We start from the raw sequence: 20,811 nt of genomic DNA, 5'->3' as shown, positions 1-20,811 counted from the left end.
GGAGGACAGTTGGACCGCTTCGTCTTCCTCACTGTCGACGGCCTGTCCCGGGGCGCGGTGTACGCCGCGTTCGCGCTCGCGCTGGTGCTCATCTGGCGGGCGGCCCGGGTCGTCAACTTCGCCCAGGGCGCGATGGCCGTCGCCGCCGCGTACGTCGCGTACTCGGTGTCCGCCGCGACGGGCTCGTACTGGCTGGGTTTCGTCGTCGCGATCGTCGCCGGACTGCTGCTCGGCGCACTGGTGGACCGGGTGGTGATGCGGCACGTCGACCACGCGTCGCCGCTCAACCCGGTCATCGTCGCGCTCGGCCTGGTGCTGCTGATTCAGGCGGTGCTGGGCATGGTGTACGGCAACGAGTTCCGCCCCGCCGATGTCCCGTTCAGCCGGTCCGCGTTCACCGTCGGGGGGATCGCCGTGCTGTCGCCGTACGATCTGTTCGTCTTCGCCACGATCGCCGTGGTGGTCAGCGGGCTGGGCTGGATGTTCGCCCGTACCTCGATCGGGTTGCGGATGCGGGCGGCGGCGTTCGCGCCGGAGGTCTCCCGCCTGCTCGGGGTGAACGTCGGCGGCATGTTGACGCTCGGCTGGGCGTTGGCCTCGGGCGTGGGCGCGCTCGCCGCGATGCTGGTCATCCCCACCGAGTTGGGTCTGCACCCGCACGCCATGGACCTGGTGTTCGTCTCGGCGTTCACCGCGGCGGTGGTGGGTGGGTTGGACAGTCCACCGGGGGCGGTCGTCGGCGGCCTCGCCGTGGGCCTGCTGCTCTCCTACGTGAGCGGGTACGCCGGCAGCGACCTCACCCCCCTCGCTGTGCTCCTCCTGCTGCTGGCGGTGCTGCTGGTGCGCCCCGGCGGGCTGTTCGCCCCGGTCGCGGCGAGGCGGGTGTGAGCGCCACCCGGGCGGTCCTGCCGCCGAAGCAGCGACCGGCCGACACCGACGAACGCCCGCCCGAGCCGCGACGGGGCTCCACGCTGCTGCGGCACCTGGCCGTGGCGCTCGCCGTGGGGGCGCTGCTCGTGGCGGTCAGCTACGCCGTCGAGCCATTCCGCAACTTCCAGCTCGCCACGATCGCCGCGTACCTCTGCGCCACCGCCGGGCTGACCGTCCTCACCGGACTCAACGGGCAGCTCTCGCTGGGGCACGGGGCGTTGATGGCGACCGGGGCGTACACGGTGGCGCTGTGCCAGAACGCGTTCCTCGACCAGGGCTGGACCGGCGGTTGGCTGTTGGTGCTGTCGCTGGTCGCGGCGGTGGCGGGCACGGTCGTGGTCGGCGCGGTGGTCGGGGTGGCGGCGGCCCGGCTGCGCGGCCCCTACCTGGCCGGGGTGACGCTCGCCGTGGCCGTCGTCGTGCCGGCGCTGGCCGTCACCTTCGACGGCGTGCTGAACGGCGAGCAGGGGTTGTCGGTGCCGTTGGAGCCGCCGCCGCTGGCGCTCGGGGCCTACTTCCCGTACGAGCGGTGGCAGCTCTGGATCGCGGGCGCCGCCACGCTGCTGGCGCTGCTGCTGCTGGCGAACCTGGTCCGTAGCCGGTACGGGCGGACCTTCCGGGCCGTCCGCGACGACGAGGTGGCGGCCCGACTCGCGGGCATCCACGTCGCCCGTACGCAGGTTCTCGCGTTCGTGGTCAGCGCCGCCACCGCCGGGCTCGGTGGTGGCCTGCTCGCGGTGCTGGCGCAGAGCGTGTCGCCCGGGGCGTTCTCGCTGACCCTGTCGCTCTTCCTGCTGATGGCCGTGGTGATCGGCGGTCTCGGCCGGCTCGCCGGCGCGCTCTGGGGGGCGGTGCTGCTGGTCGCCCTGCCCGACCTCACCCATTCCGTGACCGAGCTGCTCACCCTCTCGCCGGCGGTGGCGCAGCGGCTGGAGGGCAACCTCCCGCTGGCGATCTTCGGCGTCACGTTGATCGTCGTGATGATCGCCGCGCCCGGCGGTGTGCAGGGCCTGCTGGCCCGGCTCGGCCGGACGTTGCTGGCCCGCTGGCCGGCGCGACGTTCCTGACCTGTTTCCCGGCCCGGCTTCCGCCGGGCGCCCCACCACACCGCTCCCACCCAACCGGACCGAGAAAGGTCGGTGTCTCCCATGCACCCTTCGGCGCGACGCGGTCTCGCGATCGCCAGCTCCATCGCCCTGCTCATCGCCGCCGCCGGCTGTGGCGGCGACGACGGCCCCACCTCCGGCGGGAGGTCGGTGCCGGGTGTGACCGACACCGAGATCGTCGTCGGCACCCACATGCCGCTCACCGGGCCGGCCTCGGCCGGCTACTCCAAGATCGCACCAGCGACGAAGGCGTACTTCGACTACGTCAACGCCAACGGTGGCGTGCACGGCCGGAAGATCACCTACAAGGTGATGGACGACGGCTACAACCCGGCGAACACCCAGCAGGTGGTCCGCCAGCTCGTGTTGCAGGACAAGGTCTTCGCGATCCTCAACGGCCTCGGCACGCCGACGCACAGCGGCGTGCTCGACTTCCTCAAGAGCAACCGGGTGCCGGACCTCTTCGTCGCCTCCGGCAGCCGGAGCTGGGACCAGCCCGATACCTATCCCGGCACGTTCGGCTTCAACCCGGACTACACCGTCGAGGGCAAGATCCTCGCCAACTACGCGAAGTCGACCCTGGCCGGCCAGAAGGTCTGCTTCCTCGGTCAGGACGACGACTTCGGCCGGGACAGCCTGGCCGGCGTGGAGAAGGTCCTCGGCGCCGGGGCGGTAGCGGTCAAGCAGACGTACGTCACCAGCAACACCAACGTCGCGCCGCAGATCGGCGCGTTCAAGGCGGCCGGCTGTCAGGTCGTCGTGCTGGCGACCGTGCCCGGCTTCACCGCCCTGTCCATCGGTACCGCCGCGCGACTGGGCTTCAAGCCGCAGTGGCTGGTGTCCAACGTCGGGGCCGACCAGCCGACCCTGGCCAAGCAGCTCGGCGCCGCCGCGCCGCTGCTGGAGGGCATGGTCGGTACCAACTACCTGCCGATGCAGAACGACACCGCGAACCCGTGGATCCAGCTCTTCATGAAGATCAACAAGTCGCACAACGGGGACGCGCCGTTCGACGGCAACACCGTGTACGGCATGTCGGTCGGCTACCTGTTCGTGCAGGTGCTGCTGGCCGCCGGCAAGGACGTCACCCGCGAGAAGGTCGTCGACGCGGTCGAGAAGGGCGGCTTCCAGGGCCCCGGCCTCGCGCCGCTGCGCTTCGCCGCCGACGACCACTCCGGCTACGGCGGGCAGCGGTTGAGCCGGGTGAGCGGGGGAGTGCAGAGCTACTTCGGGCCGACGTACGAGACCGACGAGCGGGACGGTCCGGTCCGGGAGTACACCGCCGCGCCGGTCGCGCCGCCCGCCAACGGGGTGCCGACCGCCTCCTGAGCGTGCGCCACGTCGTCGTACGGCCCGACGGTCACCCCGTCCGGGCCGTACGACGACGCGTTGACCAACACCTTCCGACTCTCATACTATTTGCACCGTGAATGCAATCCGGCCGGCCCGGATGACGCCGCCCACGCGTACCCGAACCGTTTCGATCACCGCCTGTCTAGACTCGTCGCAGAGCCGGACGACACCGTGTCGGTGAAGGGGCGGGGGCGGATGAACAGGGTCGAGACGCCGGCGCGGGTCGACGGACGGACGGCCCGTGCCGAGCGCACCCGGGCGGCCATCGTCGAGGCGCACCTCGCGCTCATCGCCGAGGGAGACCTGCGGCCCACCGGTGAACGCATCGCCGAACGGGCCGGCATCTCGCTGCGGACGCTCTGGACCAACTTCAAGGACATGGAAACCCTCTTCGAGGCCAGTGGCGCGGAGGTGCTGCGCCAGCAGGACGCCGCCTACCGGCCGATCTCGACCACGTTGCCACTGGCCAAGCGGGTCGACGCGTACTGCCGGCAGCGGGCGCGCCTGCTCCAGCTCATCGCGCCGTCGGCGCGGGCCGCGCAGATGCGCGAGCCCGTCTCCGAGCAGTTGCGCCGCAACCGACGCAAGCACGTCGACCGGGTACGCGACGAGGTCGAGCACCTCTTCGCCGCCGAGTTGGCGCGCGCCGGGCGCGACCGCGGCCAGTTGCTCAACGCGGTGGTGGCGGCGAGCATGTGGCCGGCCTGGTCCATGCTGCGGTACGGCCTCGGGCTGGGCGTGGACGCCGCCCGCGCGGTGATGACCCGGACGGTGGGCGCGCTGTTGGCCGAGGTCGCGGCCGACTGATCCCAGCCTGTCCTCTTTCCATCCGCTTATGGATGAGTGACACTGTGACGCATGGTTACTGCATCACAAGTGCAAATAACTGTGCTGCGCGGCCGGGACGACCAGTGCGCGGCTGTCCGTAGCCTGCTGGACGGCGTCACCGACGGTGGCGGCGCGCTACTGCTGCACGGCGAGCCGGGCTCGGGCCGGACCGCGCTGATCTCCTACGCCCACCGGTACGCGAAGGACCGCGCCGTGCTGGCCGCGACCGGGCTGCCGGAAGAGGCGATGCTGCCGTACGCCGGCCTGCAACGCCTGCTCGACCCGGTGCGCGACCGCGCGACCGCCCTGCCCGAGGAGCGCCGTCGCCTGCTGTACCGGGTCATGGACGGGGAGGGCTGCCCGCCCGAGCGCCGGCTGGCCCTGTCGGTGGCCGTCCTCGGGCTGCTCGCCGCGACCGCCCGGGAACGTCCGCTGCTCGCCACCATGGACGACGTGGACCGGGGTGACCCGCAGACCACACAGGTGCTCGCGGTCGTGGCCCGCCGACTGCGGCAGCTGCCGGTCGTCGTCCTGCTCACTGCGGACGCCACCGCCACCGTCGGCGGTCTCGTGACCCACCGGCTGGCACCGCTGAACGAGCGGGACAGCATCGCTGTCCTCACCGACCGACTGTCCGAGCGGCCCGCCGCCCCGGTCGCCGCCGCGCTCGCCACCGTCGGCGGCGGCAACCCGCAGGCCCTCGTCGACCTCGCCGACGTGCTCACCCCGGCGCAGTGGCGCGGGGAGGAGCCGCTTCCGGTCGCGCCACCGGCCGACGGCGCGTTGGGGCGCTCCTACCGGGCCCGCCTCGACCGGCTGCCGCCGGACACCCGCCGGATGCTGCTGCTCGCGGCGCTCGACGAGTCGGACGACGCGGCCACCCTGGTCCGCGCGGCCGAAGCCACCGGCGCGACCCTCGACGCGCTCGCCCCGGCCGAGGCCGCCGGGCTGGTCCGGGTCGAGTCGTGCGGCGTCACCTTCGCGCAGCCCCTGGCCCGCGCCATGGTCGCCGCCGGCGCTCCGCTCACGCAGCGGCGGGCCGCGCACCGGCTGCTCGCGGGCGTCCTCGATCCGCTCGGCCAGCGGTTACGCCGGGCGATGCACCTCGCCGACGCGACCGCGGGCGCCGACCCGGTCCTCGCCGCCGAGTTGGAGCGGGCGGCGGCCGGTGGCCGCAACGGCTGGGCCGTGGCGTCGGCGGCGCTGTGCCGGGCCGCCGCGCTCAGCGACCGCCCCGGCGACGCCGCCGCCCGCCTGCTCGCCGCCGCCCGCTACGCCTGGGCCGGCGGGCAACCCGGCCAGGCCCGCCTCCTGCTCGACCGCCTCCGCGCGACCTGCGCGGACCCGGTCGTCGAGGGTCAGGCCGGGCTGTTGCGCGGCGAGATCGACCTGCGCTGCCAGGACGCCACCGGCGCGGCGGCCACCCTGCTGTCCGCCGCGCGGACGGTGGCCGCCGTCGACCGTGCCCGGGCCATCCAGGGGCTGGCCCGCGCCGGTGAGGCCGTCTGCTTCGCCGGCGACCAGTACCGGTACGCGGAGGTCGGCCGGCACGCCGCCGCGCTCCGGGGCCGGGACGACCCGCCGGCCGTGGAGCTGGCCGGCTGCCTCGTCACCGGGGTGGCGGCCACCCTGCGGGGCGACCACGAGCGGGCCGGCCCCGAGCTGCGGCGGGCCGTCGTGCTCGGTGGCCGCCTCACCGGGCCGGAACTGACCCCGACCGCGCTCGCCTGCGCGGCGGCGGCCGGGCTGGTGGTGGCCGTGGACGGCGCCGCGCACCGCCTCGCCGAGCGTGCCGTCGGGTTGGCGCGCGAGCGCGGTGAGCTGTCCATGCTGTCCCGCGCGTTGGAGCTGCGGGCGGTCGCCGAGTACTGGCTCGGCCGGCACGAGGCGGCGGCCGAGACGTCCCGCGAGGGACTGCGGGTGGCGCGGGCCACCGGGCAGTCCAACTGCGCCGACGTCCACCTGGGGATGCTCGCCGTGCTGGCCGCCATCCGCGCCGACCGGGAGAGCAGCCTGCGGCGGATCCGGGAGATCGGTACGACGCCGGCACCGGGCAGCCGACCGCACGCCCTCGCCGGCTGGGCGCTGGCCGTGCTGGACCTCGTCGACGGTCGGCACGCCGAGGCGGCGGCCCGCCTCGCGTCCCTGGCCCGGCTCGGCACCGGTCGGGGTCAGGTGCTGGTCCAGGTGATGGCAACGCCGTACCTGGTGGAGGCCGCCGCGCACCTGCCGCACCGCCCGGCGGCGACCGCCGCGCTGGCGGCCTTCGACAGGTGGGCGAGCAGCACCGCGAGCCCGCTGCGCCGGGCGCTGTCGGCCCGGTGCCACGCGCTGCTGGCGCCCCGGGGCGGCGTCGAGGCGGAGCGGGAGTTCCAGACGGCGCTGCGGTTGCACCCGCTGGAGGCTGGCGCGTTCGAACGGGCCCGGACCGAGCTGCTCTTCGGCCAGGAGCTGCGGCGCAGCCGGCGACCACGGGACGCCCGGGCGCACCTGCACCGCGCCCGGGAGGCGTTCACCCTGCTCGGCGTGGGTCGCTGGGCCGAGGTGGCCACCGCCGAGCTGCGCGCCGCCGGGGAGTCGGTCGGGCCGCCGGACCTGCCGGCGGCCCGGCTGCTGACCGGTCAGCAGCTCCGGATCGCCCGCCTGGTCGCCGAGGGCGCCACCAACCGGGAGATCGCCGCCCGGATGTTCCTGTCCACCCGGACGGTCGACCATCACCTGCGCAACGTCTTCCACCGGCTCGGCATCCGCTCCCGCACCGAGTTGGCCCGCGCGTTCGCCACCGAACAGCACGCCGGACTGGCCGTGGAACGCTGAGCGGTGTTCCGCTCTGGACGGCGTTAACTATCACCGCTAGTTTGTGCGTCAGGCACCCTCCAGCACTAAGGACACCCGCATGCGCGTCTTCACCTCCGTCGACGAGCTGACCGCCGCGGTCGGCGAGACCCTCGGTCCCGGCCCGTGGCAGCCGATCGAGCAGGACCGCGTGAACCTGTTCGCCGACGCGACCGACGACCACCAGTGGATCCACGTCGACCCGGAACGCGCGGCGGCCGGCCCCTTCGGCGCGCCCATCGCGCACGGCTTCCTGACCCTGTCGCTGGTGCCGGCGCTGGCCGCCCAGCTCTACCGCGTCGAGGGCGTCGCCATGGGGGTCAACTACGGGCTGAACCGGGTGCGCTTCCCCGCGCCACTGCGGGTCGGCGCGGCGGTACGGGCCAGCGCGGTCATCGCCGAGGTGTCGCCGGTCAGCGGTGGGGTGCAGCTGGTCACGGCGGTGACGGTGCACAGCGACGGCGGCGACAAGCCGGTCTGCGTCGCCGAGACGGTGAGCCGCCTCTACCGCGCGGCGAGCCGCTGAGGTCGGCCGATGGTCGTCGGTCGCGGCGAACAGCGCGACCGGCCATGACCCTCGGTCACCTCGCTGAGGGGGGATGCGTTCGTGAGCGTGATGCCGCAGAGTCATCTTGATGCCTCTGCGGCATCACGCCCACCAGCACATCGACCCGGCGTCCAGCCACCACGGATGGTCAGCGCCCCGGTTTGGCTGATCTTGGCTGAATCGATGTCGTGCGAAGCTGTCGTATCCGGGCCGCGTTGTTCGTAGCCAAGGTGAGCGGTCGCCCACGAGGGGCGGTCACAACCACAGGAGATGCCGACCGATGCCGCACCCGCTGTCCAAGATCCACCGCATGTTCGAGCTCGTCGAGCCGATCGCCACCGTCACCTTCTCCGAGGTGCCGAACGAAGCGTTCCTGGCCGTGGGTATGCGCAATTACTGGGACGGGTACTTCGCGGGCCGGGCCGCGCCGCTGGGGATGGCACCGGCCGAGGTGGTGCACGCGGTCTTCTACAACTTCGCTGACGGTGAGGTGTCGCGCCACATCCCGTGGGTCTGGGGGAAGATCACCCCGCAGGAGGCGATCGCGGTGCGCGAGCGGGGCAGCGCCGCAGCGCTGCGGCAGCTGATCGGGCAGCTCGCCGACTCCCCCGGTCTGGTGCGGGTCGCCGACCTGGCCACCCGGGCAGCGGTCAGCGCGCCGACCGAGGGCCGCGCGCTGTACGCCGGGCTGCGGGCGCTCGACGTGCCCGAGAAACCGGTGGCCAGGCTTTGGCACGCGGCGACGCTGCTGCGGGAGCACCGCGGTGACGGCCACAACGCCGCCCTCCTCGCTCACGGCATCGGCGGCACCGAGGCCCACGTCCTGCTCGCTCTCTCCCTCGGCATGAGGGCGGAGGAGTTCGGCCGGATCCACCACCTGCCGAAGGCTCAGCTGGCTGGTGTCGTCGACGGGTTGCGCCGCCGCGGCCTCGTGGACGCCGCCGGCGGGTTCACCGACGCCGGCCGGGAGACCAAGGAGCGGATCGAGGCCCTCACCGACGAGCTGGCGGCGCCGGCGTACGACGTGCTCACCGCCGACGAGCTCGACGAGCTGATCGCCGCCCTCGAGCCGATCGCCGCCGCGGCACAGGAAGTCGACGACTGAGCGGGGAGGCAAATGACGACGGCTGGCCGGTTCGATCTCCTGGACGACCGCGTCGACCTGCTTGCCGACTAGCGGGTACTCCTCGGGCAGCGGGCAATGACCTGCCATGCTGCGGTGAGTACGGCCGCGTCCGCGGGATCAACCAGGTCGGGCGCACCGAGAGCCATGGCCGCATCCAGCAACGCGGAGGCCGCCGTCGTCCACGGGTCCAGAAGCACCTCCTCGTGTTCGTCGTCCTCGGCATCGATCGTGAACGCCGCTGAACCGGCACGCTGCCGGGCGCTGTCGACCACACGCGTCCACAAGACGGTGAAGCCGCGTCTGATCGGCGAACTGACCGGACCGGCTCCGGGCGTCGCCAGTACATTGCTGTGATCGCTGCTGCCGTACTGCGCGCCATTGGGCTGCTCGCTCAACCAGCGTTGCCACGCGCGGCTGTACGCGTGATCGGCGCTCGGATGCCGTGCCGCTGCCAGCTCGTACGCGACGGGCTCGGTGAGCAGGCGGGCGCACTCCAGAACCTCGGCTACCGCGTCGCCGTTCGGGCCGAACAGGATCCCGGGACGCAGTTCGGCAAGGACGTCTACCGCGAACACCCGGGTGTAGCTCGCATCGGCCTTCACTCCCGCGGCAGCCCGCGCCAGGGCTATTCGTTCCTCGTCGCTGCTGGGCGGAACGCTTCTGACGCGAAACAGCCGACCCGGCCATCGCGGCACGATAACGGCGTCAAGATGGTGAGCGAGCACGATCCATGGCGGATCCCAGGAGGGCGTCTTGACCCGTTCGCCAGCCCTCGCACCTGTCAGAGGGCCGGGCCGGTCGTCGCTGACGTACACGAAACCCTCGACCACGCACGGCAGGATAGCGCGCACGTGGCACAGGGCGGGTTCCCGTCGGGTGGGCGGCCGCGTGAGGCCGCGAGTACCAGCGAACGCAACGTCCGATCGCCGCCAGACCGCCGCGCCTTTATCGACCAGGCTTCGCGTTATGAACAACGCACTTGACGGCAGAACAGCTCTGGTTACCGGTGGCAGTCGTGGCATCGGCGCTGCCGTGGCATTGCGCCTAGCCGAAGAAGGTGCCGATGTGGCGCTGACGTTTCAGCGGAACCAGCAACGCGCCGACGACGTGGTGGACCAGATCAAGGCCATGGGGCGGCGGGCGATCGCGATGCAGGCCGACAGTGCCGAACCGGCGGCGGTCGTCGACGCGGTCGACCGGGTCGCCGGTGAGCTGGGTCGGTTGGACATCCTGGTCAACAACGCTGGCGCGTTCCTACTCGGACCGCTCGAGCAACTGAGCCTGGAAGAGTTCGAACAGACAGTCGCGGTCAACATCCGGGCACCGTTCGTCGCCTCGCAAGCCGCAGTACAGCACATGTCGGCCGGTGGCCGGATCATCAACATCGGCAGCAACATGGCCGAGCGGGCCGTTTTCCCGGGCTTCTCGCTGTATGCAATGAGCAAGACCGCGCTGATCGGCCTGACCAAGGCCCTCGGACGCGAACTCGGCGGCAGGGCGATCACCGTGAACCTCGTAAATCCAGGGGCCACGGACACCGAACTGAACCCAGCCGACGGCCCCAACGCTGATGCGATCAACGGGTTCACCGCCCTCGGCCACTACGCTGCGCCAGCCGACGTGGCCGCTGCGGTGGCGTTCCTCGCCAGCCCGGACGGGCGTTACATCACCGGGGCGACGGTCAACGTCGACGGCGGCTTCACCATCTGACCACCGATTCACCCCTTCTGCTCGCCCTCACCCTCACCCACAGCTGCGGCCCGACCCTTCCCGGGACGGGCCGCAGCTGTTCCCAGCCGCTCAAGTCGCAAGCCGGAGCATCCTCAACTCGGCAGGTGTGCGCGCTTGCCATGAAGGTCACCGCAGGAGGGGTCAGGCTCAGGGCGTCTCGCTGAGCCTCGCGCAGGCCAGCACGGTCAGGGCGGCTCCGAGCAGCAGCGCCGCGACGGCGACGGCGGTCTCGACGTCGGGTCCGGTCTCGACGGCCACGGACACGCTGACGCCCGTCTGGTAGAAGGTGTCGCTGCCGCGCGGCTCCGGCCGGCTCCGCCAGGCATCGTCCACCGCGAGCCAGGCCGCCGTGGCCAGCAGCGTGGCACCCATCGCGGCGATCGGGGCGGTGCCATGGTGCCGGACCGCGCGGCTCACGACCCAGGCATACCCCCCGAGCACGAGCAACACCGCCACGGCCACATTGGTGAACGAGCCGAGCACGGCGGTCAGCCCCGCCGGGAGAAGGGCGACGAATACCAGGGTGACCAGCGTGAGCACGCACACGGCCGGCGCGGCCCGGCCGAGCCGGCGCAGCCTCTCCCGCGGCAACCGCCCGATAGCGACGCCGAGGCAGACGCAGGCCAGGACCAGACAGCCTGCCACGGCGAGCTGTCGCAGGAACTGCGTCCGCTGCCGTGCCGGGTCGGTCACCAGCGCGATCAGCTCGCTCGCGCTCGGTGGGGCGTCGCCGAGTGACGAGGACGCCCATCCCCACATCTCCACGACACCCGCGAGGGCGAGGAGGAGCAGTCCACCCTGCAGCAGCAGACGTGTCGACCGGGGCACGGCGGGACCGGTCACCGCAGGGTGGACGGCGAGGACGCCCAGCACGACGACGCCGCCGGCCCCGGTCGCCCAGGGGGATCCGAACAGCGCGCCCACGACGGCGAGCAGCATGGCCCCGAGGAGCAGCAGAAGCTGCTTCGCTGACGGCATACGCACAGGTTATACAGGCGGATCCCAGGGTTGGCGCCCGCGGACGGGACCCACTCTAGCTTCCAGAATGCCGGCCCTGGCGGTCGCCGGCCGAACAGGCTGACATCGGCAGATCCGGTCGTCTCCGGCGCACTGTGCGCGGCAGGTCCGTGTGTGTGATCGTGTTGGCGCAGGTGGTCAGGGTCGGCGTACTGCGGCATGTCGGGTCTGGAACAGGGTGAGCTGGTGGTGAACCGCGGCCGTGACGCGGTCGTGGTCTGCGGTGGCCAGCAGGTCGAGCAGGGCGCCGCGGAGAACGGCGAGAGCCAGAGTGCGGCGGGCCGCGCCCTCCTCGCTGTCCCTTTCGTGCGGTGGCTGGCATGCGGCCAGGACGGCGAGCCAGTCGCTGACCGTGGTGGCCGCGAAGCCGCCCCACACCCCGTCGGGTTCGGTCAGGGAGCGGGCGTACGCCTCGGCCCACAGCTTCAGTAGCTGCCGATGCTCGTCGACTGCGAGCCACGCCCAGACGCGCTCGACGGCGGCGGTCAGGCCGATGGCCGTCGTGCTGCTCGCCTGTCGAATGTGGTCCAGCGCCGCGAGTTCGTCCATGCGAGCGCGCGCCAACAACTCCCGCAACAGGCCGTCCTTGTTGCCGAACAGGAACATGAGCACCCGAGGGCTGGAGCCGATCGCCGCAGCCAGCGGACGTAGTGACAGGTCGGCCAGGCCGTGCGCGAGCGAGTACCGGTAGGCGGCTTCCAGCAGTTCGATCTTCCGCGCGGACGCGGTTGTCGTCTCCTCGGACACGGGCGTAGCCTACGTCCACTGAAACAGTCGTGTCAGTACTGGAAGGGGTTTCTGATGGCGCAGCAGACCCCGCCGTCGGCGAACGTGACCGTCCGCCGGGCCGACCGCCCCGGCGACCTGGGATGGGTGGTGATGGCCCATGGTGAGATCTACGATCGGCAGTTCGGGTGGAACACCGACTTCGAGGCGCTGGTAGCCACGATTGTCGGCGACTTCGCCGCCGGCCACGACCCGGCCCGCGAAGCGGCCTGGATCGCCGAGGTCAACGGCGAACGCGCCGGATGCGTCTTTCTGGTCTCGGGCGACGAACGCGAGACGGCCAAGCTGCGTATCCTGCTGGTCACTCCGGCCTCCCGCGGCCTCGGCCTCGGCACCCGCCTGGTCGACGAATGCCTCACCTTCGCGCGCGACGCCCACTACCAGCGTGTCGTCCTGTGGACCAACGACGTACTCGTGTCCGCACGCAGGATCTACCAAGCCTTCGGGTTCACCCTCGCCGCCGAGGAACCACACCACAGCTTCGGCCACGACCTCGTCGGCCAGACCTGGACTCTCGACCTCGACCAGCCAAGCCCGACCGTCAGGTAATGAGCCGTGAGCTGCGGGGGCGGCGAGAAGGCATTCTCGCCGCCCCCGCGTTCGGTGTTCGGGACGTGGGTCAGGCGACCGTGCAGGCGGTGCCGTTGAGCGTGAACGCGGTCGGCTTGCCGGCGTTGCCGGTGTGGGTGGCCTGGAAGCCGATGTCGACCGAGGTGTTCGGGGCGATGGTGCCGTTGTAGGAGACGTTGCGGGCGGTCACCGCGCCGCTGGTCGGCGAGTAGTCCGCGTTCCAGCCGCCGGTGATGGTCTGGCCACTCGGCAGCGTGAACCCTAGAGCCCAGCCGTTAATCGCGCTGCTGCTCGTGTTGGTGACCGAGACTGCCGCGGTGAGTCCGTTGTTCCAGGCGTTGACCGTGTACGTCACCCGGCAGCCCGCCGCGGGCGGCGGCGTGGTCGGCGGGGGAGTGGTCGGCGGCGGGGTGGTGGGCGGTGGGGTCGTCGGCGGGGGCGTGGTGGGCGGCGGCGTGGTGGTCGGTGGCGTGTCCCCGCCGATGCTGCCGGGCACCGCGCGCAGGGCGTCGTACCAGGCGACGGCCATCTTGCGGTAACCGGTGGCGTTGGGGTGCACGCCGTCGGCCAGGTCGCTGAGCGTCAGCGCGCGGTACATGTCGACCAGGTGGACGCGCTTGCCGGCCGCGGCCCGGGTCTGCACGATCCCCGGGATCGCCGCGTTGTAGCCCCGTACCACGTTGTCCGCGCCGGACTTCGGGATGATCGTGGCCACGAACACGTCCGCGTTCGGTGCGGTGTTGGTGATCCGGTCGACCAGGGTGGCCAGCCGGCCCGGCGCTCCGGAGGTGTCGCCGTACATGTCGTTCGTGCCGATGTGCAGCAGCACGGTGCGCGGGTTGGTGGCGCGCAGCCAGTTCACGATGTTGGCGTCGATCTGCGCGATGGTCCATCCGGAGTGACCCTCGTGGTCGTGGTCACCGAGGCTGGACGGGCCGTTGAACATCGAGCCGACGAAGTCGATCCGGTAGCCGCCGGACGTGAACCGTTGCCAGAGTTCGATCCGGTAGCCGCCCGCGACGTTGAAGCCGTCGGTGATCGAGTCGCCGAGGGGCATGACGCGTACGCCGCCGTTGGATTCGGCGCTGGCGGGCGCGGTCGCCACCGGCACGGCGGCGGCCATGGCCGCGACGGCGGCCAGCGCCGCCCACCACAGCCGGGCCCGGCGGGGCCTCGGGCGCGTCGCGGGCCTGTCGGGTGTCGGGGGTACGGGTTTACCAAGCGTCACAGTGCTCATGGGGCTTCCTCGGGTGGTGGTTCGACGACCAGGAACCCGGACGTCGGGATGTGCCCTTCACCCCGCCCGGACGCACCATAGCTTGTTATCGCTAACACCGGCAATGCATCGATCGCCGACCATGGCCGGGCTCAGCCCGCGAGTGTCGCGGCGAGCCAGCGCAGTTGCCGCCGGACGTGCAGGGCCTCGCCGCTTTCGTGACCGTTGAACGGGTACACGTGCATCTCCCGCCGGGGCGCGTCGGGTCGGCCGGACGCGGCGCCGTACTGGTTGTAGGCGGCGAAGCCGGTGCTGGGCGGGCAGACGGTGTCGCGCAGGCCGATGCCGAAGTGCGCCGGCGCGGTGGCCCGCCGGGCGAAGGTCACCCCGTCCACGTAGGACAGCGTGTGCCGGACCGCGTCCTCGGCCTCCCGGTGCACCGCCAGGTACCGGGCGATCTCACCGTACGGCGAGGCGTCGCTGAGCGCGATGGCGTGCTGCACGTCGCAGAGGAACGGCGCGGTGACCAGCACCGCCGCGAGGTCGTCGACCAGGCCGGCGACGGCCAGCGCCACGCCGCCGCCCTGGCTGTTGCCGAGCACCGTGACCCGGTTCGCGTCGACGCCGGGCAGGGCGCGCACCGCCTCGACGGCCCGGACGGCATCCGTGATCAGCCGGCGGTAGTGGTAGTCGTACGGGTCGAGGATGCCCCAGGTCGCCGGCCAGGGGCCGCCGGCCGCGCCGTGCGGGTCGGCGGTGTCGCCGACGGCGTACAGGCCGGACTGGCCCCGGTTGTCCATCAACAGGTGCGCGTACCCGGCCGCCGGCCAGACCAGCCGCTCGTGGGGGAGGCCACGGCCGCGTCCGTAGCCGGCGAACTCCACCACGGCGGGCAGCGGTTCGGGTACGCCCGCCGGGCGGGTGAACCAGGCCCGCACCTCGTCACCGTCGAAGCCCGCGAACGTGACGTCCCAGGTGTCGAGCACGCGCAGGCCGGTCCGCTCGGGACGGACGTCGACGAGCACCGGCCGGGCGGCGGCCGAGGCGAGCGTGTCGCCCCAGAACCGGTCGAAGTCCTCCGGTTCGGTGACGGTGGGGGAGTATCGCTCGAGCTCGTCGAGGCGGACAGCGGCGTCGGACACGGTTCCTCGCAGGGGTCAGCGCGGCGGGGCGGGGGGCGCGGTGCTCTCCCGGACGACCAGTTCGGTCACCAGGTCGATCCGGCTGGTCGCCGGGACCGTGCCGGCGGACAGGTCGAGCAGCATCTGGGTGGCGATGCCGGCCATGTCGCGCAACGGCTGGTTGATCGTCGTCAGGGCCGGGTCCGTCCAGGTGGCGAGCGGCAGGTTGTCGTACCCGATCACCGAAAGATCCTCGGGGACGCGCAGGCCGCACCGACGTGCGGCCCGGAGCACCCCCATCGCCTGGATGTCCGAACCGGCGAAGATCGCCGTGGGTCGGTCCGGTCGTTGCAGGAGCTGGAGTCCGTGGGTGTGCCCGGCCCCGGCGGAGAAGCTGCCGTAGCGGACCAGATCGGGGTCGAGGGTCAGGCCGGCCTCTTCGTGCGCGGACTGGAATCCGGCGGCCCGGGCCCTGCTGCACAGCATGTCGGGTGGGCCGGAGATGACGGCGATCCGCTGGTGCCCCAGCTCGATGAGGTGTCGGGCGGCGAGCAGGCCGCCGTTGAAGTTGTTCGAGCCGACGGTGGGCACGGAGGCCGAGGTCGCGCTGTCGGTGTCGATCACGACGAACGGTACGCCCTGACGCCGCAGGAGCTGCTGTTGCGCGTCGGTGAGGTGGCAGAGGACGAGCAGCACGCCCAGCGGACGCTGACCGAGCAGGGTGTCGAGCCAGCGCGCCGCCGGACGGTGCGCGCCGCCGAGCTGGGACACGGCGAGACTGACGCCGACGACGCTCGTCACCGCCTCGACCCCGCGCAGGACCTCCATCGCCCAACCGGTGTCGAACTCGTGGAAGACGAGGTCGATCCGGCGGGTGGCGGACGAGGAGCGCCGGTTGCGCCGCTGGTACTGGTGCCGGTCGAGGCTCTCCTCGACGCGCGCTCTGGTGCCGGGGGAGACGTCCTCGCGTCCATTGAGGACCTTGGAGACCGTCGCGACCGACACGCCGACGTCATGGGCGATCGTCGCGATGGTGGTGGTGGAGCCGGGTGGGCCGAGCGGGTGGTGCTCTGTCATCGCAGCCTCGTACAGCATCCGAAAGTTTCGGACGACACTAACACGATCAGTCGACGATTCCCGTCGATGCAGCTAGGCGGCCTGGTAGGCGTCCCACGACGCATCGAAACTCTTGACACACCCAGGCGGCGGACTTAGGTTGCCGAAAAGGTTGCTCTGGTTTCCGGAAAGTTTCGGATTGTGGAACCGCGCGCCACGAACCGGTCCCACGACGGCGCGGTTCGTGGCCGAGCTAAGGGGTCTCGGCATGAGAAGTCAGCAGCCCGCCGACGCTGAACCGGCGTCCCGCGATGCCGCACCATGGCGCGACGCCGGGCGGTCGCCGGCCGAGCGGGCCGAGGCGCTGCTCGCGCTGATGTCCGTCGAGGAGAAGGTCGCCCAGCTCTTCGGGGTCTGGGTCGGCGCCGAGGCGTCCGGTGAGGGCGTCGCGCCGCACCAGTCCGACATGGTCGCCAACACCCCGTCGTGGGACACGATCATCCGGTACGGGCTGGGTCAGCTCACCCGCCCGTTCGGCACCGCGCCGGTCGACCCGGTGCTCGGCGCACGCTCGTTGGCCGCCTCGCAGGAGCAGATCGTGGCCGCCAGCCGGTTCGGCATCCCCGCGCAGGTGCACGAGGAGTGCCTGACCGGGTTCGCGGCCTTCAAGGCCACCGTCTACCCGACCCCGCTGGGCTGGGGCGCCTCGTTCGACCCCGAGCTGGTCGAGGAGATGGCCGGGCGGATCGGCGCGTCGATGCGCGCCGCGGGCGTGCACCAGGGCCTCGCGCCCGTCCTCGACGTCACCCGCGACTACCGCTGGGGGCGTACCGAGGAGACGATCGGGGAGGACCCGTACCTGGTGGGCACCACCGGCGCGGCGTACGTGCGGGGTCTGGAGAGCGCCGGCATCGTGGCCACCCTCAAGCACTTCGCCGGCTACTCCGCCTCCCGGGGCGGACGCAACCTCGCCCCGGTGTCCATGGGCCGGCGCGAGCTGGCCGACCATATCCTGCCGCCGTTCGAGATGGCCCTGCGACTCGGCGGGGCGCGGTCGGTGATGAACTCCTACGCCGAGATCGACGGCATGCCCGCCGCCGCCGACGAGCAGCTGCTGACCGGGCAGCTGCGCGACGAGTGGGGCTTCACCGGCGTCGTGGTCGCCGACTACTTTGCCGTACGGTTCCTCGAGACCCTGCACGGCGTCGCCGGGGACGCCGTGGACGCCGCCCGCCTCGCCCTGCGCGCCGGCATCGACGTGGAACTGCCCACCGTGGACGCCTTCGGCGACGCCCTCGTGCAGGCGGTGCACGCCGGTGCGGTCGACGTGGCGCTTGTCGACCGGGCGGCGCGCCGGGTGCTGATCCAGAAGATCGAACTCGGACTGCTCGACGAGGGCTGGCAGGCCCTGCCCGACGACGTCGCGGCGCTGCGCCTCGACGACGAGGCCGGCCGGGACGTCGCCGTACGCCTGGCCCGGGAGTCCGTCGTGCTGCTGCGCAACACCGGCGTGCTGCCGCTGCCCGTCGCGAACCGGGTCGCCCTGGTGGGTCCGCTCGCCGACGATCCGATGGCCATGCTCGGCTGCTACACCTTCCCCAACCACGTCGGCGTGAACCACCCCGAGCACGGCCTGGGGGTGGAGATCCCCACGCTGCGCGACGAACTGGCCCGCCGCGTCCCGCTCCTGGTCCACGAACCGGGCTGCGCCGTCACCGGCGACGACGCGTCCGGCATCCCGGCCGCGGTCGCCGCGGCGGCCAACGCGGACGTGTGCGTGCTCGCCGTCGGGGACCGGGCGGGGATGTTCGGCCGTGGCACCTCCGGCGAGGGCTGCGACGCCGCCGACCTGCGGCTGCCCGGCGTGCAGGCCGACCTGGTCCGGGCCGTCCTGGCCACCGGCACCCCGGTGGTGCTGGTGCTGCTGACCGGCCGCCCGTACGCGCTCGGCCCGGAGTTCGACCCGGCGGCGGCCGTGGTGCAGGCGTTCTTCCCCGGCCAACTCGGCGGGCAGGCGCTCGCGGAGGTGCTCACCGGCGCGGTCAACCCGTCCGGGCGGTTGCCGGTCAGCGTGCCCCGCGACGCCGGCGGGCTGCCGGGCACCTACCTGTCACCGCCACTCGGGCGACGCAACAAGGTGTCCTCGATCGACCCGACCCCGGCATACCCGTTCGGCCACGGCCTGAGCTACACCACCTTCGAGTGGTCCGACGCGACCGTCGTGGGCGCGGCGCGGGACGAAGCGTCCCACTGGCCGGTCGACGGGGCGGTCCAGGTGCGGATCACCGTCCAGAACACCGGTGACCGGGCCGGCACCGAGGTGGTGCAGCTCTACCTGCACGACCCGGTGGCGCAGACCACCCGGCCGGTGCACCGGCTGGTCGGCTTCGCCCGGGTGCCGCTGGAGCCCGGAGCGCGGGCGCACGTCACCTTCGACGTACCGGCCGACGTCACGTCGTTCACCGGTCGGTCCGGCCGGCGGGTGGTCGAGCCCGGCGCGGTCGAACTGCGGTTCGGGCGCTCCAGCGCAGAGATCGTGGACGCCGTGGCGCTGCGGCTCACCGGGGCCGAGCGCGAGGTCGGGCACCAGCGGGACCTACTCACGTCGGTGCGGATCGAGCCGCTGGTGGCCGTTCCGCACTCCGCATAGGAGGCGAGGATGACATCCGAGACGTTACGGCCCCCGCCGCCGGCGCCACCCGACGCCGCGCTGGAGGCCACCGTCCCCGCCCCGAGCGCGCCCCGTCGGCGTCGCACCTGGCGACAGTCGCTGCGCCGGGACTGGCAGCTCTACTCGCTGGCCATCCTCCCGCTGCTGTTCTTCCTGGTCTTCCGGTACCTCCCGATGATCGGGAACATCATCGCGTTCCGCCGCTTCAAGCCGGGCGGGAGCATCTTCGGTGAGTACTGGGTCGGGCTGCGGTACTTCCGGATGTTCCTCACCGACCCGACGTTCTGGGACGTCTTCACCAACACCCTGGTGCTCGGGACGCTGACCCTGGTGTTCTGCTTCCCGCTGCCGATCATCCTCGCGCTGCTGCTCAACGAGGTACGTGCCCGGCGGCTGCGGCGGTTCGTGCAGTCCGTGTCCTACCTGCCGCACTTCCTGTCGATCGTGATCGTCGCGGCGATGGTCATGCAGTTGACCTCCGTCGACGGGACCATCAACCAGATCGTGCAGGCCGCCGGCGGCGACGCGGTGCCGTTCCTGCAACGCGCCGAGTGGTTCCGGACGATCTACGTGTCGTCCGAGGTCTGGCAGACGGTCGGCTGGGGCACCATCCTCTACCTCGCCGCGCTCACCACCGTCGACGACGACCTGTACGAGGCGGCCCGCATCGACGGTGCCAACCGGTGGCGGCAGACCTGGCACGTGACGCTTCCGGGCATCCGACCCACCATGGTCACGTTGCTGATCCTCAACATCGGCACCTTCATGGCGGTCGGGTTCGAGAAGATCCTGCTGCTCTACAACCCGCTGACCTACCCGACCGCCGACGTGCTCTCGACGTACCTGTTCCGGATGGGCTTCGGGTCCAGCAACTTCAGCTACGCCGCCGCCATCGGGTTGTTCGAGGCGGTCATCGGGCTCACGTTGGTCCTGACGGCGAACCTGATCGCCCGACGCACGGTGGGGACGAGCCTGTGGTGACCGTCGACGCCGCCGACCCGGCCCGCGCCGGCGACCTGCCGGCCCGCGTCCGTCCCCGCGGTATCCGGCCCACCCGGGGCTACCGGGTGTTCCAGGCCGTCAACGCGGTCGTGCTCACCATCGTGGTGGTGGCGACCCTCTACCCGTTCGTCAACGTGGTGGCCCGCTCGCTCAGCGACGAGGGGTACATCATCGCCGGCCAGGTCAACCTCGTGCCGCGCGGGTTCAACCTGGACACCTACCGGCTCGTGCTGCACGACTCGTTGTTCTGGACGAACTACCGCAACACCGTCTTCTACACGGTCGTCGCCACGGTCATCTCGATCGTGCTGACCACCTGCTACGCCTACGTGCTGTCCAAGAAACACCTGCGGGGTCGTACGGCGTTGATCGGCATCGCGGTCTTCACCATGTTCTTCACCGGCGGCCTGATCCCCAACTACGTGCTCGTCACTAGCCTGGGCATGAAGAACACCGTCTGGGCCATCGCGGTGCCCAACGCGATAAACGTGTTCAACCTGCTGGTGATGAAGGCGTTCTTCGAGTCGCTCCCCACCGACCTGGAGGAGGCCGCCGCCGTCGACGGGCTCAACACGTACGGCATCCTGCTGCGCATCGTGCTGCCCCTGTCGAAGGCGATCGTCGCCACCATGGTGCTGTTCTACGCCGTCGCCTTCTGGAACTCCTGGTTCGCCGCCTTCCTCTACATGGACCGGCAGGAGTTGTGGCCGGTGACCGTCTACCTGCGCAACCTGATCGCCGGGGCCACCGGAGCGGAGAACGTCGGCGCGATCGCCGAGGCCGACGAGGTGCAGGCCGAGGCGACGCTCAAGTCCGTGACGATCGTGCTCACCACCCTGCCGATCCTCCTGGTGTACCCGTTCGTCCAGCGGTACTTCGTCCGCGGCGTGATGCTCGGCGCCGTGAAGGGCTAGCC

Annotated in this window: 18 protein-coding genes; 12 read left to right on the top strand and 6 right to left on the bottom strand. The window is 71.8% G+C overall.

Annotated elements, in window-relative coordinates; all coding sequences use genetic code 11:
- Positions 1 to 9: 9 nt before the first annotated feature.
- The 7 genes from AC3EN4_RS10015 (at position 10) to AC3EN4_RS09985 (ending at position 8,704) form a co-directional block, all read left to right on the top strand.
- A complete protein-coding gene (locus tag AC3EN4_RS10015; RefSeq protein WP_422735214.1) occupies positions 10 to 888 on the top strand; it encodes a branched-chain amino acid ABC transporter permease in 879 nt (292 codons plus the stop codon).
- On the top strand, positions 885 to 1,997 hold the full coding sequence (locus AC3EN4_RS10010; protein WP_435205645.1) for a branched-chain amino acid ABC transporter permease: 1,113 nt from the start codon (positions 885 to 887) through the stop codon (positions 1,995 to 1,997). The genes AC3EN4_RS10015 and AC3EN4_RS10010 overlap by 4 nt, the downstream gene beginning before the upstream one ends.
- Before the next feature lie 81 nt (positions 1,998 to 2,078).
- A complete protein-coding gene (locus AC3EN4_RS10005; RefSeq protein ID WP_435205644.1) occupies positions 2,079 to 3,365 on the top strand; it encodes an ABC transporter substrate-binding protein in 1,287 nt (428 codons plus the stop codon).
- Between the two features lie 219 nt (positions 3,366 to 3,584).
- The gene (locus AC3EN4_RS10000; protein WP_435205643.1) at positions 3,585 to 4,196 is read left to right on the top strand and encodes a TetR/AcrR family transcriptional regulator; all 612 of its coding nucleotides are present in this window, start codon (positions 3,585 to 3,587) and stop codon (positions 4,194 to 4,196) included.
- A gap of 51 nt (positions 4,197 to 4,247) precedes the next feature.
- Positions 4,248 to 7,034, top strand: coding sequence for a helix-turn-helix transcriptional regulator (locus tag AC3EN4_RS09995; RefSeq protein ID WP_435205641.1), 2,787 nt, complete (start codon positions 4,248 to 4,250; stop codon positions 7,032 to 7,034).
- Positions 7,035 to 7,113: 79 nt separating this feature from the next.
- On the top strand, positions 7,114 to 7,578 hold the full coding sequence (locus tag AC3EN4_RS09990; RefSeq protein ID WP_422735208.1) for a MaoC family dehydratase: 465 nt from the start codon (positions 7,114 to 7,116) through the stop codon (positions 7,576 to 7,578).
- A gap of 331 nt (positions 7,579 to 7,909) precedes the next feature.
- On the top strand, positions 7,910 to 8,704 hold the full coding sequence (locus tag AC3EN4_RS09985) for an SCO6745 family protein (RefSeq protein WP_435205640.1): 795 nt from the start codon (positions 7,910 to 7,912) through the stop codon (positions 8,702 to 8,704).
- Between the two features lie 68 nt (positions 8,705 to 8,772).
- On the opposite strand, the gene AC3EN4_RS09980 is transcribed toward AC3EN4_RS09985, so the two are convergent.
- Positions 8,773 to 9,555 (bottom strand): hypothetical protein, encoded by a 783-nt coding sequence (locus tag AC3EN4_RS09980; protein WP_435205639.1) that lies wholly within the window; start codon positions 9,553 to 9,555, stop codon positions 8,773 to 8,775.
- A 136-nt stretch (positions 9,556 to 9,691) separates the two neighbouring features.
- Here AC3EN4_RS09980 and AC3EN4_RS09975 point away from each other — a divergent pair, with 136 nt between their 5' ends.
- Positions 9,692 to 10,435 carry an SDR family NAD(P)-dependent oxidoreductase gene (locus AC3EN4_RS09975; protein WP_435205638.1) on the top strand — a complete coding sequence of 248 codons (744 nt, stop codon included), beginning with the start codon at positions 9,692 to 9,694 and terminating at the stop codon, positions 10,433 to 10,435.
- Between the two features lie 168 nt (positions 10,436 to 10,603).
- Here the strand turns inward: AC3EN4_RS09975 and AC3EN4_RS09970 are convergent, their stop codons facing one another.
- Together AC3EN4_RS09970 and AC3EN4_RS09965 are read right to left on the bottom strand one after the other, a co-directional pair.
- Positions 10,604 to 11,434, bottom strand: coding sequence for a hypothetical protein (locus AC3EN4_RS09970; RefSeq protein WP_435205637.1), 831 nt, complete (start codon positions 11,432 to 11,434; stop codon positions 10,604 to 10,606).
- Between the two features lie 177 nt (positions 11,435 to 11,611).
- A complete protein-coding gene (locus tag AC3EN4_RS09965) occupies positions 11,612 to 12,220 on the bottom strand; it encodes a TetR/AcrR family transcriptional regulator (protein ID WP_435205636.1) in 609 nt (202 codons plus the stop codon).
- A gap of 54 nt (positions 12,221 to 12,274) precedes the next feature.
- Between AC3EN4_RS09965 and AC3EN4_RS09960 the strand changes: the two genes are divergently transcribed.
- Entirely contained in the window at positions 12,275 to 12,808 is a 534-nt protein-coding gene (locus AC3EN4_RS09960; RefSeq protein ID WP_435205635.1) for a GNAT family N-acetyltransferase, read from the top strand.
- A gap of 70 nt (positions 12,809 to 12,878) precedes the next feature.
- Here AC3EN4_RS09960 and AC3EN4_RS09955 read toward each other — a convergent pair whose 3' ends face one another.
- The 3 genes from AC3EN4_RS09955 to AC3EN4_RS09945 all read right to left on the bottom strand — a co-directional run bounded on the left by AC3EN4_RS09955 (position 12,879) and on the right by AC3EN4_RS09945 (position 16,243).
- Positions 12,879 to 14,066, bottom strand: a complete 1,188-nt coding sequence (locus AC3EN4_RS09955; RefSeq protein WP_435205633.1) for a cellulose binding domain-containing protein — start codon at positions 14,064 to 14,066, stop codon at positions 12,879 to 12,881.
- Positions 14,067 to 14,197: 131 nt separating this feature from the next.
- Positions 14,198 to 15,187: an acetylxylan esterase gene (locus AC3EN4_RS09950; protein ID WP_435205632.1), complete on the bottom strand. Its 990-nt coding sequence runs from the start codon at positions 15,185 to 15,187 to the stop codon at positions 14,198 to 14,200.
- A gap of 15 nt (positions 15,188 to 15,202) precedes the next feature.
- Positions 15,203 to 16,243, bottom strand: a complete 1,041-nt coding sequence (locus AC3EN4_RS09945) for a LacI family DNA-binding transcriptional regulator (protein ID WP_435205631.1) — start codon at positions 16,241 to 16,243, stop codon at positions 15,203 to 15,205.
- Positions 16,244 to 16,490: 247 nt separating this feature from the next.
- Here AC3EN4_RS09945 and AC3EN4_RS09940 point away from each other — a divergent pair, with 247 nt between their 5' ends.
- From AC3EN4_RS09940 to AC3EN4_RS09930, 3 genes are read left to right on the top strand one after another with little or no spacing between them, the layout of a single operon-like run.
- Positions 16,491 to 18,872: a beta-xylosidase/alpha-l-arabinosidase gene (locus AC3EN4_RS09940; protein ID WP_435205629.1), complete on the top strand. Its 2,382-nt coding sequence runs from the start codon at positions 16,491 to 16,493 to the stop codon at positions 18,870 to 18,872.
- 9 nt (positions 18,873 to 18,881) lie between these two features.
- Complete coding sequence (locus AC3EN4_RS09935; protein ID WP_435205628.1) at positions 18,882 to 19,874, top strand: ABC transporter permease; 993 nt, start codon at positions 18,882 to 18,884, stop codon at positions 19,872 to 19,874.
- On the top strand, positions 19,871 to 20,809 hold the full coding sequence (locus AC3EN4_RS09930; protein ID WP_435205627.1) for a carbohydrate ABC transporter permease: 939 nt from the start codon (positions 19,871 to 19,873) through the stop codon (positions 20,807 to 20,809). Before AC3EN4_RS09935 ends, AC3EN4_RS09930 begins: the two co-directional genes overlap by 4 nt.
- Positions 20,810 to 20,811 lie beyond the last annotated feature (2 nt).

It is taken from the genome of Micromonospora sp. bgisy143, from assembly GCF_057708145.1.
Note: the sequence above shows the minus strand (reverse complement) of the source record. Positions and strands in the feature narration are given on the sequence as shown.